12 protein-coding genes are annotated in these 17,300 nt (G+C 64.1%); 5 read left to right on the top strand and 7 right to left on the bottom strand.

Annotated elements, in window-relative coordinates:
• The first annotated feature begins 920 nt into the window (after positions 1 to 920).
• Together HPY44_22095 and HPY44_22100 are read left to right on the top strand one after the other, a co-directional pair.
• Positions 921 to 1,940, top strand: coding sequence for a Gfo/Idh/MocA family oxidoreductase (locus HPY44_22095; GenBank protein NSW58713.1), 1,020 nt, complete (start codon positions 921 to 923; stop codon positions 1,938 to 1,940).
• A gap of 79 nt (positions 1,941 to 2,019) precedes the next feature.
• Positions 2,020 to 5,361, top strand: coding sequence for a hypothetical protein (locus HPY44_22100; protein NSW58714.1), 3,342 nt, complete (start codon positions 2,020 to 2,022; stop codon positions 5,359 to 5,361).
• A 113-nt stretch (positions 5,362 to 5,474) separates the two neighbouring features.
• On the opposite strand, the gene HPY44_22105 is transcribed toward HPY44_22100, so the two are convergent.
• Both HPY44_22105 and murC read right to left on the bottom strand, forming a co-directional pair.
• Positions 5,475 to 6,263, bottom strand: a complete 789-nt coding sequence (locus HPY44_22105; GenBank protein ID NSW58715.1) for an FtsQ-type POTRA domain-containing protein — start codon at positions 6,261 to 6,263, stop codon at positions 5,475 to 5,477.
• Positions 6,264 to 6,334: 71 nt separating this feature from the next.
• Positions 6,335 to 7,708 (bottom strand): UDP-N-acetylmuramate--L-alanine ligase, encoded by a 1,374-nt coding sequence (gene murC, locus HPY44_22110; GenBank protein NSW58716.1) that lies wholly within the window; start codon positions 7,706 to 7,708, stop codon positions 6,335 to 6,337.
• Positions 7,709 to 8,144: 436 nt separating this feature from the next.
• Here murC and HPY44_22115 point away from each other — a divergent pair, with 436 nt between their 5' ends.
• Positions 8,145 to 11,147 carry a hypothetical protein gene (locus HPY44_22115; protein NSW58717.1) on the top strand — a complete coding sequence of 1,001 codons (3,003 nt, stop codon included), beginning with the start codon at positions 8,145 to 8,147 and terminating at the stop codon, positions 11,145 to 11,147.
• 117 nt (positions 11,148 to 11,264) lie between these two features.
• Here the strand turns inward: HPY44_22115 and HPY44_22120 are convergent, their stop codons facing one another.
• Positions 11,265 to 12,254 carry a sugar phosphate isomerase/epimerase gene (locus HPY44_22120; GenBank protein NSW58718.1) on the bottom strand — a complete coding sequence of 330 codons (990 nt, stop codon included), beginning with the start codon at positions 12,252 to 12,254 and terminating at the stop codon, positions 11,265 to 11,267.
• Positions 12,255 to 12,279: 25 nt separating this feature from the next.
• Complete coding sequence (locus tag HPY44_22125) at positions 12,280 to 13,113, bottom strand: hypothetical protein (protein ID NSW58719.1); 834 nt, start codon at positions 13,111 to 13,113, stop codon at positions 12,280 to 12,282.
• A 39-nt stretch (positions 13,114 to 13,152) separates the two neighbouring features.
• Here HPY44_22125 and mdh point away from each other — a divergent pair, with 39 nt between their 5' ends.
• Entirely contained in the window at positions 13,153 to 14,079 is a 927-nt protein-coding gene (gene mdh, locus HPY44_22130; protein NSW58720.1) for a malate dehydrogenase, read from the top strand.
• A gap of 93 nt (positions 14,080 to 14,172) precedes the next feature.
• On the opposite strand, the gene HPY44_22135 is transcribed toward mdh, so the two are convergent.
• The 3 genes from HPY44_22135 to HPY44_22145 form a co-directional block, all read right to left on the bottom strand.
• Positions 14,173 to 14,640: a hypothetical protein gene (locus HPY44_22135; protein NSW58721.1), complete on the bottom strand. Its 468-nt coding sequence runs from the start codon at positions 14,638 to 14,640 to the stop codon at positions 14,173 to 14,175.
• 15 nt (positions 14,641 to 14,655) lie between these two features.
• The gene (locus tag HPY44_22140) at positions 14,656 to 15,882 is read right to left on the bottom strand and encodes a hypothetical protein (GenBank protein ID NSW58722.1); all 1,227 of its coding nucleotides are present in this window, start codon (positions 15,880 to 15,882) and stop codon (positions 14,656 to 14,658) included.
• Positions 15,883 to 15,958: 76 nt separating this feature from the next.
• Complete coding sequence (locus tag HPY44_22145) at positions 15,959 to 16,960, bottom strand: uroporphyrinogen decarboxylase (protein ID NSW58723.1); 1,002 nt, start codon at positions 16,958 to 16,960, stop codon at positions 15,959 to 15,961.
• A gap of 171 nt (positions 16,961 to 17,131) precedes the next feature.
• Here HPY44_22145 and HPY44_22150 point away from each other — a divergent pair, with 171 nt between their 5' ends.
• Positions 17,132 to 17,188, top strand: coding sequence for a prepilin-type N-terminal cleavage/methylation domain-containing protein (locus HPY44_22150; GenBank protein ID NSW58724.1), 57 nt, complete (start codon positions 17,132 to 17,134; stop codon positions 17,186 to 17,188).
• Positions 17,189 to 17,300 lie beyond the last annotated feature (112 nt).

Raw genomic sequence — 17,300 nt, forward strand, 5'->3', positions numbered from 1 at the left:
GACGCTGACGGCATTTCGTCCGGAGGACGATTGGCCCAAGGCCCGTAGCCCCGTGCTTCAGCGCGGGGCACCTTCCGGCGGCGTTCACGGAGACCGTTTCGCCGGCCCGGGCGTCCTGGCGGACGCTAACGGCCGAGGGTTGGTTGGCCGAAGGCATGTAGGGCCCGCGCTGAAGCACGGGCCTGTGGGCCGGCGCTCCGTATCCGGAGCGTTTCGGCCCGGGCGTCCTGGCGGACGCTAACGGCCGAGGGTTGGTTGGCCGAAGGCATGTAGGGCCCGCGCTGAAGCACGGGCCTGAGGGGCCGGCGCTCCGTATCCGGAGCGCTTCGGCCCGGGCGTCCTTGCGGACGCTGACGGCATTTCGTCCGGAGGACGATTGGCCCAAGGCCCGTAGCCCCGTGCTTCAGCGCGGGGCACCTTCCGGCGGCGTTCACGGAGACCGTTTCGCCGGCCCGGGCGTCCTTGCGGACGCTGACGGCCGAGGGTTGGTTGGCCGAAGGCATGTAGGGCCCGCGCTGAAGCACGGGCCTGAGGGGCCGGCGCTCCGTATCCGGAGCGCTTCGGCCCGGGCGTCCTGGCGGACGCTGACGGCATTTCGTCCGGAGGACGATTGGCCCAAGGCCCGTAGCCCCGTGCTTCAGCGCGGGGCCACTCGGGGGACGTTAGCGAGAGCATTTCGTCCGCAGGACGATTGGCCCAAGGCCCGTAGCCCCGTGCTTCAGCGCGGGGCCACTCGGGGGACGTTAGCGAGAACATTTCGTCCGGAGGACGATTGGCCCAAGGCCCGCAGCCCCGTGCTTCAGCGCGGGGCACTGTCGGCTTTCGCGCCGGGCGTAACCCGCCGGGCAGGAACTTGCTTTCGCGACGCGAAATGACCCCGCGTACGTCCTGATCCGCGCAATTCCTGGAGGCGACTATATATGCCCGACCCCATCCGCTACGGGATTCTTGGCCTCGGCATGGGCTACTCTCGCGCGAAGCTTGCCCATGACTACCCCAACGTGGAAATCGGCTGCGTCTGTGCGCTGGATGCGGATCGCGCCAAGAACGTGGCCCAGGAGTTCGGGTGCGCCTGGACCACCGACTATGAGGAGATGCTGGGGCGCGACGACTTGGACGTCATCGGTGTCTGGACGGCCAGCGGCGATCACTGCCGGCACGCCACCATGGCTCTGGAAGCCGGATTCCACGCGAGCACTACGAAGCCTATGGATATCCGCGTCGCTGCCTGTCAGACTGCCATCGCGGCCGCGGAGAAAGCAGGGAAGGTACTGGCGGTGGATTTTGGCCTTCGCTATGAGCCCAATGTGCGCAAGGTGCGGCAGGCCTTGCGCGACGGGGTGATAGGGCGCGTGTTGTTCGCTGATCTGCAGATGAAATGGATGCGCACTCAGGACTATTACGATGGTGGGGAGCCCGCGGGCTGGCGCAGCCGAACCGAAACGGAGGGTGGCTCCATCGCCAATCAGGGCGTGCACATGATCGACGAATTATACTGGCTTCTCGGGCCGGTGAAGACAGTGGAGTATGGACGGCGTGGGACCCTCGCCCATGACATCGAGACCGAGGACTACTGCGCCGCCAGCCTCACTTTTCAAAGCGGCGCCTGGGCCCTGATCGAGACCACCACCAGCGCTTTCCCCAATCGCGGGACGAAGATCGAGATCAATGGCTCCGAAGGCTCGATTCTGATGGACGGCGACAGGAACATCCAAATCCTGCGCCGCAACGGTGACTCAATTCCGCTGGATGACATCGTTGTGGACGAGGACTGGCCGGTTCACATTCTCGACGATATGTACCGCGCAATCCGCCTGGGCAAGACTCCGGCCTGCCCGGGTATTGAGGGCATGCGGTCGGTGGAGATCGTGGAAGGCGTGTACTCCGCAGCCGATTCCGGCGCCAAGGTTGAGCTCAACCAGCCCCCGGCGAGTGGCTGAACGGGCGGCGTGAGCTGCGTATCCCGCGCATCAGCGTCGGGCAAGCCGCGTCTGAAACTGCCGAAAGAAGGTCCATCTCATGCGCATCTGCATCGTGCTGCCAATGCTCCTTCTCGCCTCAACCGCGTGCCTCGCGGATGAGTTTGTGGACAAGTTCGCCAAGTACGGCGACGGCGCGGATGGCTCCCCGAACTGGGATGTACCCGGCGTCATCTGGGAGGTGCGAAACGAAGCCATGCAGTTCGACGGACCACCCAGCACTGTTTTCCTGAAGGACCGGCCGCGTTACGGGACCATCACCGTCGAAGCGGTGTTGACCATCAGCAAGGCGACATCGGATGGCTGGAAGATCGCCGGTGTGTCGGTCTGGGACAGCAATGATCGCTACTGGCACCTGGCGCTTGTTGAGTCTCCGGATACCGACGGCGCGAAGCATTTCTGCGAGCTTGCCCAGATGTACCAGGGCGAGTGGCCGTCCCAGGCCGGCGTGCGACGCACTGCAAACGAGGGAGGCCAGTTGCAGTGGGAGTATGGGAAGCCGTACCGGCTCACCATCTCGCTGACCCCGGATGGCATCGAAGGCCGGGTGCTCGATGAGGCCCAGGCCGAGGTCGCTCACATTGCGTACGAGTTCACTGGTGCGGAACCCACCATTGGCCGCCCGGCACTGCGGGCATCGGGATTCCGTGGCTTCTTCGATGATTTTCGCTTCACCGGAACCGACCCGGTTCCGGACGCCGCTCCCGAGGAAGTCACGTACCCGCCGTATGATGTGGCCGCGTCTGACGTGTTCACATCGGAAGCCACCGGCTTTTTCCGCACTGAAAACCGCGACGGGCGCTGGTGGCTGGTGGATCCGAAGGGCAGAGCGTTCTGGGCGATCGGCACCGACCACTGCCGCTACAGCGGGCACTGGTGCCAGAAATTGGGCTATGCGCCATATGGCCGAAACAATGATGCGAAGTACGAAAGCCGCGAACAGTGGGCGGAACTCGCCACGGACCGGCTGAAGTCCTGGGGCTTCAACCTCCTTGGCGCGGGAAACGGGAACGAGTGCCGTTACAGGGGCCTGGCGCATACGGATTTCGTGGCCTTCGGCAGCAACTTCTCGTCGTACGACGACATCGTTCCGAAAACCACCTGGACCGGTTTCCCCAACGTCTTCAGCCCGAAATGGCCGCGATACTGTGACCGGACAGCCCAGCAGGCAGTGCGCCAGAGCAGGACAGACCCATGGTTGTTCGGCTACTTCCTGGACAATGAGCTTGAGTGGTATGGGAAGTCCCACCGGGAAGAGGGCATGTTCGACGAGGCCATGAAGAAGCCCGCTGACCACACGGCGAAGATCGCTCTGGTGGATTACCTGCGCGGTTTGCACAAGACCATCGAGGACTTCAACGCCGCCTGGGGGACGAACCTCGAGTCTTTCGAGGACATCCTGGCGCGCCAGGAGCTCAGCGGCACCAACCTGCAACGGGTGCGCGACGACAAGGTGGGCTTCGTGCGCCTGGTGGCCGAACTGTATTTCAAATACACCACCGAGGCTATCCGGAAGCACGACCCGAACCACCTGATTCTCGGCTGCCGCTTCGCCGGGAACGCGCCGGCGGGGATCTGGGACATCTGTGGCAAGTACTGCGATATCGTGACCTTCAACTATTACGGCCGGGTGGACCTGGACAAAGGCATCGCGCCCGGGCATGTGGAGATCTTCACCGATTACTACGAGCAGGCGAATAAGCCGCTGATGATCACTGAGTGGTCCTTCCCCGCGCTGGATTCCGGCCTGCCCTGCAAGCACGGAGCGGGCATGCGCGTAGACACCCAGGCGCAGAAGGCGGAGTGCTTCCGCATCTATCAGGAGATGTTCCTGCGCCTGCCCTTCATGGTGGGCAGCGACTACTTCATGTGGGTGGACGAGCCCGCCCTGGGCATCTCTGACACCTTCCCTGAAGACAGCAACTACGGTCTGGTGAACGAGCGGGACGAGGTGTACGAGGAACTCACCCGGATGGCCACGCGCATCCACGCTACGGCATACTCTCTGCACAATGGAGAGTACCCGGAGATCGGGATGGACGGCGTGGGTACGGCGTTCAACCGCGGAAAAGTGGATGCGACGGTTGAGGCCCGCATCATCCGTGACGGCGTTTTGGAGCGTCGCGAGCTGAAACTCGCGGCAGGCCGCGAGATTGCGCTGGACCTGCCCGCGCCGACTGCTCCCGGAGCACACCTGACCGTGGTGGAACTTGACCCGGACCGCAAGACCCCTGACGCGGACCGCGAGAACAACCGGGCGGTGAAACTGGACTGGGTGCCCGGGCTCAAGGCGCCCGAAGGCTTCAAGGCTGACAGCTGCGTGGCGCTTCTCGTCGCCAATCAGAGCGCGGAGGCACTGGAGCCTGCGGTGGCCATCGCGAAGAACCTGTGGTCGCGGTTTCTCGGATACAGCACGCCATTCGACCTTCGGCTGCAAGCAATCACCCCCGGCGGGGAGCCGGTGCCTGTGCAGGTATGCGGCACGGACCTTGTTTTCCTGCTGGAACGCCTTGAGCCATGGGGGTGCGCGACGCTGCTGGTGGGGTACGGCCCGGATAAGAAACCGCTGTCGCCCGGAGTGACTGTGGATGGGGCCGGCAACATCAGCAATGGTCGCCTCACCTTGACGGGACCTGCAGGTAGTTCCGGGAACCTGCTGGACCGGATCATGATCGACGGGCAGATGCTGGGGACGTACAACCCGCTGGTCTGGCAGGAAGTAAGCAGCCAAAACCTGTGGGTGCGCACGGACAGCGCGAAGCTGGATGTGGAGGTGGGCGAAGTGGGCGCGGTCATTCACGGAACCGCCACCGGTGGATCGGGCCGGCCCATTACGGCAGTGGATGACCAGGGCCGGCAGGAGGCACAACGCAGCGTCGCGGCGCCCTTCCGGGTCTCGCACGATATCATTCTCCCCGCGAAGACCAACTGGTTCCTTGCGCGCCTGGATTCCATCAAATGCCTGGACAGCGTGGACCAGCGGTCCTTCATGCTCAAGGGGTACTTCTTCTATCTGAACGGACTTATCGGAGGCAGTGCGGAGGGTGATGTGCCGGCATCCGAGACCCACCACGTGCCCAATTACTACGCGCTTCAGGGCGGTGCTTGGCAGGATGATGAGGCCGGGCTGGTGTTCGGCACCGTGCCGCTCAGCGAGCGCATCACCAGCCAGTTTTGGCTGTCACCCGATGGCGGGCAACATCCGGATGCCCGGCGAGGTTTGGACTTCCCGGTGACTCTGCAGCCCGGCACTGAGTGGCGCGATAGCGATCAGCCGTGGCTGCTTATCTACGGGGCGCAGTCGGCGGACAAGCCGTGGCTGGCCATGAATAAGCTCGGTGAAGCGCTGGAGGGGCTTGTGGTCGAGGTGAAGGATCTCTAGGAAATCAGGGGCGTTGGGAGGCTGGCATTCGTTTCCGGCGCGGCCAGCACATCAGGACCCGCCGGAAATGCTCGTGCGCTGCTCCGCGAGACAGGGCTACCCCGCCCGGGTCTCTACTGTGCCCGCCGGTCTCTCTCGGCCAGCTTGTACCTGGGGTTCGTCACCACGGTGACGTCGATATACTCAGCCCGCGCGCCGCGCTTGCGAAGATGCTGTTCGGTGGACGCAGCGATGATGACCTTGCGCACCATGTTATCCGGTCCGCCCAACAGAACAGGGGTCTTGTCCGGCGTTAGCATCCGGTAGTCATACGCGGTTCCGAGATCGAGGACGAAGCCTGGCTTCATTCCTGCCTGCCGCGCGCCGTCCATGCAGGCGAGGACCGTAGCCAGGCATTGCTGGTTCAGCCTGCCGCCGAGTATTCGTGGCACGCTGCTGCGGTCATCGACGCGTGGGTACTGCTTCCCGGGGGCGTGAGTCTGGAAGAGCAGGACACCTTCCTCATCCACCATCACGTAGTTTGAGCCACTGGTGAGCGCGAAGGCCGGGTTTCGTGGCTCCACATGCACCACGATGGCATGTGGAAGTTCACGGTCCACCCTTACCGACTTGACCCGTGGGCACCTGAGGGCCTGTTCGGCCAGGCTGCGGGTGGGGAAGAAGAGGGTGTTGGCGCGCTCTGGTACCGACAGGTATTCGCACACTTCTTTCTCCAGCGGAGCATCCCTGGAAGAGACACGGACCAGTCTGAGCGCGAGAGCGTCCGAACCCAGGAACCCTATCACGGCGGGCACCAGGACGACGAACGCGGAGGGGAGTAGAAAGCGGCGGATCTGCCGTCGCACGGCGCTGGCCGATGCGCCGCGGGGCGCGCGCCGATATGTGTCGTAGGTGGTCGCCATCACCATGACCTCCGCGCTGTAGATCAAGGCTGCGATTGGTGTGGGTCACTGGACGACAGACGTATCAGTAATCAATGGGCCGCGGCCAAGATCGCCGGCCCGATTTTCACGATGTCTCCCGCGCCAATGGTGAGCACCAGGTCATCCCCTGACAGCAGTGGCGCAAGGTAGCCCGGCACGTCCGCCATGTTCCGGACCAGGGATACCTCCTTGCCTGGTTCGGCGTCCTCGATGGCGCGCACGAGGTTGGTGATGTCGAACTCTGCGAGACCGTCCTCGCGGGGCTGGTAAATATCTGTTAGGACCACCAGGTCGGCGTTGGCGAAGGATGCGCCGAACTCATGAAGCAGGTCCCGTGTCCGGCTGCGCAAGTGAGGTTGGAACACGGCAATTATCCGCCCCGAATGTACCGACCGCGCTGCGGCAAGGACAGCGCGCAACTCCGTGGGATGGTGTGCGTAGTCATCCACCACACACAGCCCGTTCTTCGATCCGATGTGTTGGAATCGGCGGCCGATGGGCTCGTAGTTCGCCAGCGCTGCGCGGGCCGCGTCCATGTCCAGCCCGCAACCGAGGGCAACCCCGAGAGCAGCCAGGGCATTGCGCACATTGTGTTCGCCCACCGGCTTGATATGCACCTGTCCAGCGCGTTGCCCATCGATTAGCAGTTCGAAGAGCGATCCTGTCGGGCCCATCTGGATGTCCGTCGCAGACAGTTTCGCTCCTGTCGCAAGCCCGTACGAGATGAGACGCGCGGGAGCATTGCTGACCACGTCGCGCACATCGGAGGCGTCCGCGTTGTAGACGATGAATCCATTGGGATCGGCGATGCCGGCGAACTGCGCGAAGGCGTCCTTCACGGCGTCGAAGGTCTTGTAATTGTCGAGGTGGTCGGCCTCAACGCTGGTAATGACCTGCGAACAGCCCACGTAGTTCAGGAAGCTGCGATCGCTTTCGCAGGCCTCGAAGACGATGTGCTTGCCCTTTCCCAGGCGGTAGTTCCCCCCCAGGCGTGGGGATTCGGCACCCACGAACACCATTGGGTCGAGGCCGAGTTCGAGCAGGATCGTAGCCGCCATCGCGGTGGTGGTGGACTTGCCATGGGTGCCGGTGATACCGATGCTTACGCGGTCGCGGCACATCCAGGCAAGGAGCTCCGACCGGTGGTGAATGGGGATACCGGCATCCCTGGCTGCGCGTATCTCCGGGCTGTCATCAAGCACCGCGGTGGTGCGCACGAGCAGGTCTGCGCCGGCGATGTTCGCGGCATCGTGACCGACGAACACCTTCGCGCCTGCCTGCCTGAGATGATCCAGCGCCGGGCTCTCGGACATGTCCGAGCCGGAGACGGGGAACCCCATGTCCAGCAGAGCGTGTGCCAGCCCGCTCATGCTGATCCCGCCGATGCCGGCGAAAAATACATGCTGTCCGGGAGCCAGTTCCATGCGACGTCTCATCCAGTCATGAAAGCCGGCCCGGCGTCAGTGTGGAACGCGCCGGGCCCTTGCTTCGTGTGATCAGTCAGCCGCGGCAGATTGTAAACCAGCGTGCCCGGCCTTGCAAGTGGGGAGGCGGAGAGGGCGCAGGATGCACACTCGCCAACTCAAAGACGGCGTCGAGCGAGACGCTCGACCCACGCGACCTGGTCGGCAATCTCCTCAGCCTTCGCGTCCCTCAGGACGCCCGGCCGAAGGCCCCTAGCCCCGGGTTTCAATCCGGGGCACCGACGACCCACGCGGCGTGTGGGTGACCTCGCGCAGGCCGACCGTCCCGGTCGGCGGCTGTCTGGGCGACTGCGCTACCCCACAAAGGGCATCCGCACTCTCGCGCCGAAATGTCGCGGCGGACTTGCGCAAGTACGATCCGTCGGAGGTGCCCAAAATGTTTCGCAGCGCGCTGCCTCTCCTTGCTGCCCTCGCAGCCGTCTCCCTTGCCTGGGCCGAACCCGTGGCGGTCCTTCTCGACACGGCCCAGACGCTCACGGGCTGGGGAGCGGAGGATGGCGGCGAGTTCCCCGGCGCAACCACACAGTTGTCCCTGGTCAAGGACCCTGAGCGCGGCATGTCCGTACGCAGCCAGGTCTCTTTCGCGGGAGAGAGCCGCTATGGCGGGCTCAAGTGGTACGGGCGGATACCCGAATGCCGCGCGGTAGGCTGCTGGATCAAGATGGCGGACCGCTCCCGGGGCATGATCCGTGTGCGGGATGCAACCGAGCAAGAACATGCCGGCGGCTTCCAGGTTACCCAGGGACAGTGGACACGGGTTGAGATTCCCCTTGTCCCTGCGAGCTTCGGAAATCACTGGGGCGGCGCGAATGACGGCGTGCTCCATTTTCCCCTGCAGATCGTGCTCTTCGCAGCGACACGGGGACCCGACCAGGCGGAGATCCTGGCGTCCGATTTGTTCATGGTGGTGGATGACCCGGCCAAAGAAGGTCGCTGGACTTCAGAAATCGCCCCCGGCACCCCATCCGGCATTGCCTTTCCTGGGGAGCCGTCCACCTACTCCGTGCGGGTGCTCAATCGCCTTGAGGAGACCGCCACATGTCGCCTGAGTGTGTTGCGGCAGGGCATCGACCAAGAGCCGGAAGTGTTGCTGACTCGCGACCTCACCGTGGCCGGGTGGGACGCGGAGCAGGTGGATGTGCCCGTGCCTACCGGGGACATCGGCTACTGGCGCATCGCGGCGACCATGACGGATGCCGGCACGGGCGGCGTCAGCGAATCGGTGAGCGGCCTGGCGGTAGTGCCTGAACCCCGCTACTGGGGCCAGTTCGCACCTGACAGCTACTTCGGTATGCAGCACATCCAGGACATGGAAGCTGCCGAGCGCCTGGGGGCGAAGTCGGTGCGCATCGGGCCGGGCTGGCGCTGGGCGGAACCGCGCAAGGGCGAGGTGCTCTGGGAGCGCTACCTGGACCCGAGCATCCGGTCCGCGGTTGAGCACGGCATGGCCACGCTGTATACCGTGCAGGCGATCGCGCCGAACTGGGTAGCGTGGGAGGTCCCGAACAAGCCAAATCTGCGGAGTCTTGTGGACCCCGCGTTCATGGATGAATGGGAACGCTTCGTGCGGGACGTAGCGGCGCGGTATGGCGATTACATCACCGCGCTGGAGATCCAGAATGAACCGGACCTCACCTGCTGGCAACAACCCGGCCTGAGCTTCGAGGAGGGTGTGGACTACTACGCCCAATTGCTCCGGCACGGGCATGCCGGGGCGAAAGCGGGCAATCCGAATGTGCTGGTCACCGGGCTGGATGTCAGCGGCGGGGATTTCGACAGCGGTCTGCGGTACTCCCGGGCGGTGATGGCGAAGGCCGGCGACTGTCTGGACCTGTACACCGGGCACCCATACGCTTCGCCGCGATATTTCGGGCCCGGGCTGCATCCGCGCTGGCCGGTCAACAACCGGATGGCCGAGAAGTGCCGGGCCGCGCTGGACATGATGGAAGAGTTTGGCCGCCCCCGGCGCATGTGGGTGGGCGAGCTGGGCTGGGGCGTGCAGGCAACCGCCGACCCGCTCAGCATTTACTCCCTGGATTTTGCCGCCTGCATTACCCAGGCGCTCATCGCGGGCAAGAGCGTGCCGGGCATGGAGAAGTTCTCGTATTTCACCCAGGTTGGCTGCAATGAAGGCGGGCATGAGTACGGGCTGCTTCGGGGCCGGCCCATGTTCCCGCTGCCGGCCGCAATGGCCTACGCCGCCTGCGCCTGGGTGCTTGACGGGACGGAGCCGGTAGACTCGGCTGATGTGACGCCGGAAATCCATCGCTTCACTTTCGCCGGCAGGGAGCGAGACGAGCTGGTGGTAGTCTGGTGGAGCGACGGTGAGGCCGCGGCAATCACCCCGCCCGGGAGCGCGCCCGCCGGGATCTGGTACACGGGTATGCTCGGACGCATTGCAGATCCATCCCGCGGCGTGACCATCGGCCGGCTACCCGTCTATTGGGTGCTTCCTCTGCGCGAGGTGGGCGAGAGGCCTGCCTTCCTCGAGGAAATGGGAGCCAGCGTGGCAGTCCCGGTGGAGTTGCGTCTGGCCTACCAGGATACCGCCGACGACATCGGCCTCTTGCTTGCCAATCGGGCCGGGCAAGCGGAAACGATCACGGTCACGGTAGACGGCGCCGAGATGGAAATGGTAGTGCCCGAATCCCAGAAACCCGTGCACCTGCGGGTGCCTTTCCCGCAAGGAGCGAATACCGCGCGGGTTGCGGTGATTTCAGGCGACAGAAAGCAGGAGCGCACCGTACCCCGGCCGGCGACGCCCATGCCCCCGCCGCCTGCGGGGATCAGCGTGGATGGCGAGTTGCCCGAATGGCAATCGCGGGAGGCGTTCACCGTGGACAGGCGCGAGGATGTGTTGCCCCCCGACCCGAACGTGGGCTGGAGTGGACCGGCGGACCTGAGTGTTCGCGCATGGTTCGCGGCGGACGACAAAGGCCTGTACTTCGCGGCTGCGGTGACCGATGACGCCCACGCGGTACCCGTCACGGGCTCGGGGCACTGGATGTCGGACAGCATTCAGATCGCCATGGACCCGCTGAACGACAGCGCGGAGGAGTTCGGGCCGGATGACCGCGAGGTGGGGCTGGTAGATGAGTCGGGGACTGCCCGGGCCTACACCAGTTACCCGTCAGGCGCCCCACATCCCGGGGGGGCCGTGGCGGTGAGGCGAGTGGGAAATGAGACCCGCTATGAGGCGCTGCTGACCTGGGAATCGCTGGGGATCGCGCCTCCACTACCGGGGAAAGTGATCGCGGTGAACTTCATCGCGAATGACAATGACGGTCAGGGACGGGGATACTGGATGGGCTTGACGCCGGGCATTGGAGAAGGCAAGAACCCCGCCGCGTACCGGGAGTTTGTGATCTCGGGGCGGTGAGACGCGCCCGTCTGAGTTTCTGCCTGTGCAGGGCGCGCACCTGTGGCGCGCAGGGCCGCCGCAACCGCCGGCCTTCACGGTCGAGCCCCGGAGGGGCGCTAGCTCCTTGCCACCAGCTCACGCTGGTGGCAAAGGGCTGCCGCCCCCTGTCGGGGGCTGAAGACCGTCGGCAGTCTGCTCTGTGCGGGCTGCTGTGGACTGTGCCGCCCAGGTTCTTCTCCCTCCGCGCGCGACCGCCAGATCCGCCAGGAAGTCCACGTCTCTGCGCAGTTGTTCGAGACGGGCCTCCCCCTCGTACCGACTCAGCGACTCATCCTCAATCGCCAGACTTCCTTCATAGCCTGCAGCGCTCAGAATGTCCAAAATGCGGTGATGGTCCACATCCCCGTCGGGCACGGGGCAGATGTGGTTTCCGTAGTCCCAGCCTGGCACGCGTCGGGCTCTCGCCTGTGCCGGGGAGAGTCGAATGTTCTTGCAGTGAACATGTTTCACCAGCGGCGCGAATTGCTCGATAATCTGATACACCTCGTCCAGCGCGTGCCCTGCCCAGTAGAAGTTCCCGGTGTCCAGCGTCAATCCCACCCGCGGGGAGTCCACTCGTTCGAACACCGCCGAGAGCCACTCGGGGTCGTTGCCTTGCCAGCCGTGGTTTTCGATGCCTAGAGGGACGCTGGATGCCCGGGTCGCGTCGAGAATCCTGCAAACGCAGTCGGCAAAGACACGCACTCGCTTTGCAAAGGGGGTGTCGTGCTGACCAGTCATCGCCGCATCGAGACGAACGCAATCCGACCCCAACGCCTCGGCATTTCGCACCGCCGCGACCGCCCAGGCCACTTCCGCGTCCAGGTCCTCGGCGTTGAAGTTGTTGGCCACCATCAAGCAGCAGACGTGAATGCCGGGCTGCCGGTAGGCCGCCGCGCATCGCGCGAGGTCAGCGTCGGTGTCCATCGGGCAGCGGGGGTCGGCCACGCCGCCATCCGGATAGGGCAGGCTGCCGTCGCGGTTGACCAGAACCTCGACAGCATCCAGCCCCAGCGCGGCAAGGCCTTCCGCTGCGCTTCGGAAACCGGCGTGCGTCAGGATCACGTCACGGATGGCGACGTACATACGGCTCCTTCTGAAGGATCGTCGATCACACCGCAAGTATTCGCCTCATGCCGCGAACAACAATCGCGAAAGGCACTAACAGCACTGCCGCAACGCCGGTGGTGATGATGCCGAACACGAGCAGCGGCGACACCAGTTCCAGCACCCGGGTGGTGGCGTGAAAGAGCAGTTTCCACATGAGCCCGTCAGGATGCACCAGACCGAGCCAGAGCGCCACTATGCCGACAATGCCCGCTATTGCCAGCAACGGCCCCATTCCCTGACGCAGGTCCGACTGGCTGGGAGCCAGTTCGGCGCCGATGCTGAACGCAAGGTACAAGAACACGCCCGTCCGCCAGTTGCCGAAGTCCAAAGCGATCAAGGCCTCGCGGATGCTGTCCCACAGGTACAGGAAAGGCCCATCCTGGGACTGGATGCCATCCTGGCGCAACGGGATGCCGAGGACTTCAGCCAGGGCCCACAGGGTCGCGGTGCCGAAAAGCAGCGGGAAGACTGCGGCCGCTGATGTGGCGAGCCAGGGCACCGCCAGGGGACACCAGGCCTCGCCGGGTACACACTTGCCCCGGCCGTCGGGGTCGCCCAGGCAGGATACAACCTCCTTTACCCGGTACCCGCAAAGACGGTATCCTATGGCGTGCCCCAGTTCGTGGATGATGTTCCCGGGCAGCCGCAGCGCGTTGATGATCCAGCCGCCTTTCCGGCCGCGGGTGGCGGTGGCCTGCAGCACCCAGACGAACAGGAGGCGCGACAGGCTGTACAGGGCCACGACCTGCAGGGCGAACAGCGCAAGATCAGACAGCAGCGCGGAGACTGACACGCGCCGGATTATACCAGATTGCCGGGCAGGCGAGTACCGCATGCAATCTCGCCCGTCTGAGAAATGAAAGGACACGCACCCATGAAAGTCACTGTCGTCGGAGCCGGGAACGTTGGGGCCACCTGCGCCCAGAGAATTGCCGAGAATGCCATCGCCGATGTGTATCTCGTGGACGTGCTCGAAGGATTTGCGGCAGGCAAGGCGCTGGACCTTGCGGAAGCCGCACCGATCGTGGGCCACGGGAGCCGCATCAGTGGGGGGACCGAATACGGTCCCGCTGAGGGGTCGGACCTTGTGGTGATCACGGCGGGGATCGCACGGAAGCCCGGCATGTCTCGGGATGACCTCCTGGCAACCAACGGGAAGATCACGACGGAGGTGGTGACCAATGTTATGGCCCACGCGCCCGAAGCCATCCTGCTCATGGTCTCGAACCCCCTGGATGTGACCACGTACATCGCCCAGCAGGTATCGGGTCATCCGCGGGAACGGGTTTTCGGGATGGCCGGCGTTCTGGATACCGCACGGTTCCGCGCCTTCATCGCCATGGAACTGGACTGCTCGCCTGAAGATGTGACGGCAATGGTGCTCGGCGGCCATGGGGACTCCATGGTGCCGTTGCCCCGGCACTCCACCGTGAGCGGCATCCCCGTGACAGAGTTGATCCCTGAAGATCGGCTGGCCTCCATCGTCCAGCGCACCCGGGACGGTGGGGCGGAGATCGTGGGGCTGCTCAAGACCGGCAGCGCCTTCTACGCGCCCAGTGCGGCAGTGACTCAGATGGTGGCCTCGATCCTGCGGGACGAGAAGCGCATACTCCCCACCTGCGTTCAGCTAACTGGCGAGTACGGTCTGGACGATGTGTTCGTCGGCGTCCCCGCGAAGCTCGGGAAGAGCGGGATTGAGCAGATCATCGAGCTGGACCTGAACGAAGAGGAGTCCGCGGCCCTGCGTAAGTCCGCAGACGCCGTGCGCGAGACGGTAAATGCCTGGAAGGCGATGGCGTAGGGGGATGGGAGGGGGCGTCGAACGGGACGCTCGACCTACGCGGCTGGCATCCCTTTTCGCGTAGGCCGACCGTCCCGGTCGGCAGAAAACCGTCTACAGCGGTATCTTGATGTTCGCCGATATGCCCACGCCACCGACACCGCGGACCGTATCGGTCGACACTTTTTTCGTCGTCACCGGGATCAGACCCCGGCCGCGCAGGCTGCCCACCGTCAGCTCGAGCTCCGCGACGGCCTGCACTTTCTTCACTTGCTGCTCAGGCCCGATTACCTGAGCCGCGCCGACAGCCGTCCCCGTGGTGCCCACGCGGATGATGGGCACAACCTTCGTCATGCCCTCGCGCGCAATGCCCTTCTGGCTCAGGACTGAGTTGATGAACCGGTCGATGTCCGGGCCGAACTGCTTCACAATGAACGCCACGCCGCCGACGATGAGCACTTTGCCCAGAACTCCGCCCAGGTCCAGAGCATAGGAGGGCGGCGGGCCGCCGGCGATGCCCACGAGCAGGAAGAACGCGCACAAAAGCGCCGTAAGACAATGATATGGCCTGCGCCGGATCATGATGCCGGCCTCCTTTCAGAGTTTGATATCCGCTAGGCCCGTGACTGCGCAACCCTTCACCCAGTCGATGGTCTCGCCGGGCACTTTGGTGGAGATGGGGATGAACACGTCGATCTCCAGGTTGCGCTTCCAGTGGGTCTCGAGTTGCGCCACAGCCTGCACAAGCTGCACTCGCGAGCGCGGACCGTTCACCCTCGCCAGACCGACCCTCACGCCCTCAAGGATGCTGATGATGGGAACCCACTTGTCGTCATACGGCTCGCGGGGTACCCACTCATCCGCCGGCTTCTTGAGCGGGCCGGACGCCTGCGCGAAATGCTCGGACAGCGCGTCAGCGATGGACTTCGACCAGATTCGCGCGAGTTCGTCCTCAGTTACATTCGCGCGCTCGGCGTCGAGGGGGGAGACTGTGACAAGGAGCGTCTCGCCAATCTTCACGATGGACATGCCCTGGACGGTGGTGGTGCCCACGTCCGCGGGCATTGCGCCGTTTTTCACGGCTTCCGTGAGCCGATCGGCCACGATCTGAGCGCGCTGCGGCGGGGTGAGCCCCGGTGACGAGGCGAAGATGCGCAGGACTTCCTGGCCGTTGACTATAAGCACGCCTATAGAGGCTCCGTCGTCTCGCACATCTCGTCCTTCGGCTCGGAACTCCGGCAAAGGCTGGTCATCGCCCGGCTTTGTGCCCTGAAGCTCATGCACCGCGAGAGCGATGTTGGTGGCCCATGTCGTGGCCACTTGCTGCTCGGTGGTCTCGGCATCGGGCAGATCGCCGGCGGCCACACCGATGATCACTCTGTCGCCCGCCACCACAGTCCAGGCGCCTTCACGCTGGATTGCCTGGATCTCCGCGGGCTTGGCGTTCTGCTCCAGGGCCAGGTTGAGCCGCGCGGCGGCAACGCTCGCCCGCTCGTATGGGCCAAGGTCGTATGCGGCACCGCGGGTCTCGATGACCACTCGATCCCGTATCACAACCCGGCCTCGTACAGCACCATCGATGGTGACTCTCTGCGCCATTGCCGGGTCAGCCATCAAAGTTAGTTTCGGCTCGCCAACAGTCGGCGCGTTGGGTTGCGCCTGGGCCGGCGCGCCCTGCGCTGCCGGCGTCTCCGGGGTCTGGGCGGCGGATGCATCCATGCCCAGGCCAGGCAAGGCCGCACGTATGGCAAGTCCGGCCGTAAACGCCAGTGCACACAGGCAGGCGGCCAGCCCTATTGCCAGGAGCCCTCGCACGAAGTTCAAGCGGAACACCTCCTCCAGGTCAGACTACGGACAGCCGTAATCGTAGATTCGCCCCGCCTGTCACTCGGACCTGCGCTTACTCGTTCAGAGTCTCGATCATTGCCATGATGTTCTCAGGTTTCGCATCCCCGGGTATGGCGTGTGCGGGGGCGCAGATATACCCGCCATCTCTGCCGACTTCCGCGATAAGTCGCCGGACCTCGGTGCGCACCTCGTCCACGGTTCCATAGGGCAGGAGCTTCTGGGTGCTAACCCCACCCCAGAAGCTAAGGCGATCGCCGTACAGGCGTTTCATCTCGTACGGGTCCATGACCTCGGGCTGGAAGGGGTTGAAGCAGTCCAGGCCGATCTCGATGAGCTGAGGGAACACCTCCTGCACCATGCCGCAGGAGTGGATGGTCACGAACTTCCCGGCCGCTTTGGCCGCGCCGTACTGCCGGGCAAGCCGGGGCTTCAAGAACTCCTCCCAGAGCTTCGGGCCCATGAGCAGGCCGCGTTGCGATCCCCAGTCGTCACCGAAATGCACGGCATCGATATCGTACTTTACTGCCTGCTCCACCAGGGCAACGTTATAGTCGCAGATGGCGTCCAGCAGCTCATGGACGAACCCAGGTGCCTCGATCATGTCCATGAACAGTGTGTCCATCCCGCGCAGGGTCCACGCGCGTTCGAACAGCGAGAACCCAATGCCGAACTGCACGAACCGGTCCTTGCCTGCCTCACAGGCTTCCGCAAATCCCTGGAACTTCGCGGGATCATGCGGGTCGGGCAGGTCCAGCTTGCTCAGGTCACGGTCGGGCAGGACGCGATTGCATACATTGCCGATGTCCCGGTCGATGCTGCGGTCCCACTGCACGCCGAACTCATCCTGCCAGGTGTTTTTGTCGATCCACTGGTCTCTCGGACCGGGATTTGCGGCCACGCCGTGAACGCTGTTGTCGATAAGTTTGAGGAAATCCCGGCCCCCGAAATACTGCTCCATGGCTGTCAGGGATTTCTGTGTGAACCCGATCACATAAGGCGTGCGGTCGGGCTGCTGGTGCCTGAACGACGCGATGACGCGTTCCTTGTGGGTCATGGTCGGGCTCCTTGCCGATGGTGTCGGTTTTTCTGCTATTGTAACACAAGGGGGTGTTGTCGCGGTCCTTCACAAAATCCTGCTAAATCGAGGCAGGAATTGGAGCGCCTGCGGGTAATAATATAAGGTCCGACGTTGTCGGCACTGAATCATGGATGAAAGGAGAGCGAAATGAAAAGACGCGGCTTTACACTGATCGAGTTGCTTGTGGTCATCGCCATCATCTAATCGCTGAAAAAGTTGGGAGGTCTTGCGTGTTCATAGGGGAATCGTGGGTGTGAGGTGATGGCGTTGCAGCACAAAGACCTTCCCCGCACCCCTTCGCTGTATGACGACGTGA

The sequence above is a fragment of the Armatimonadota bacterium genome (assembly GCA_013314775.1).
Lineage (GTDB): Bacteria > Armatimonadota > Zipacnadia > Zipacnadales > JABUFB01 > JABUFB01.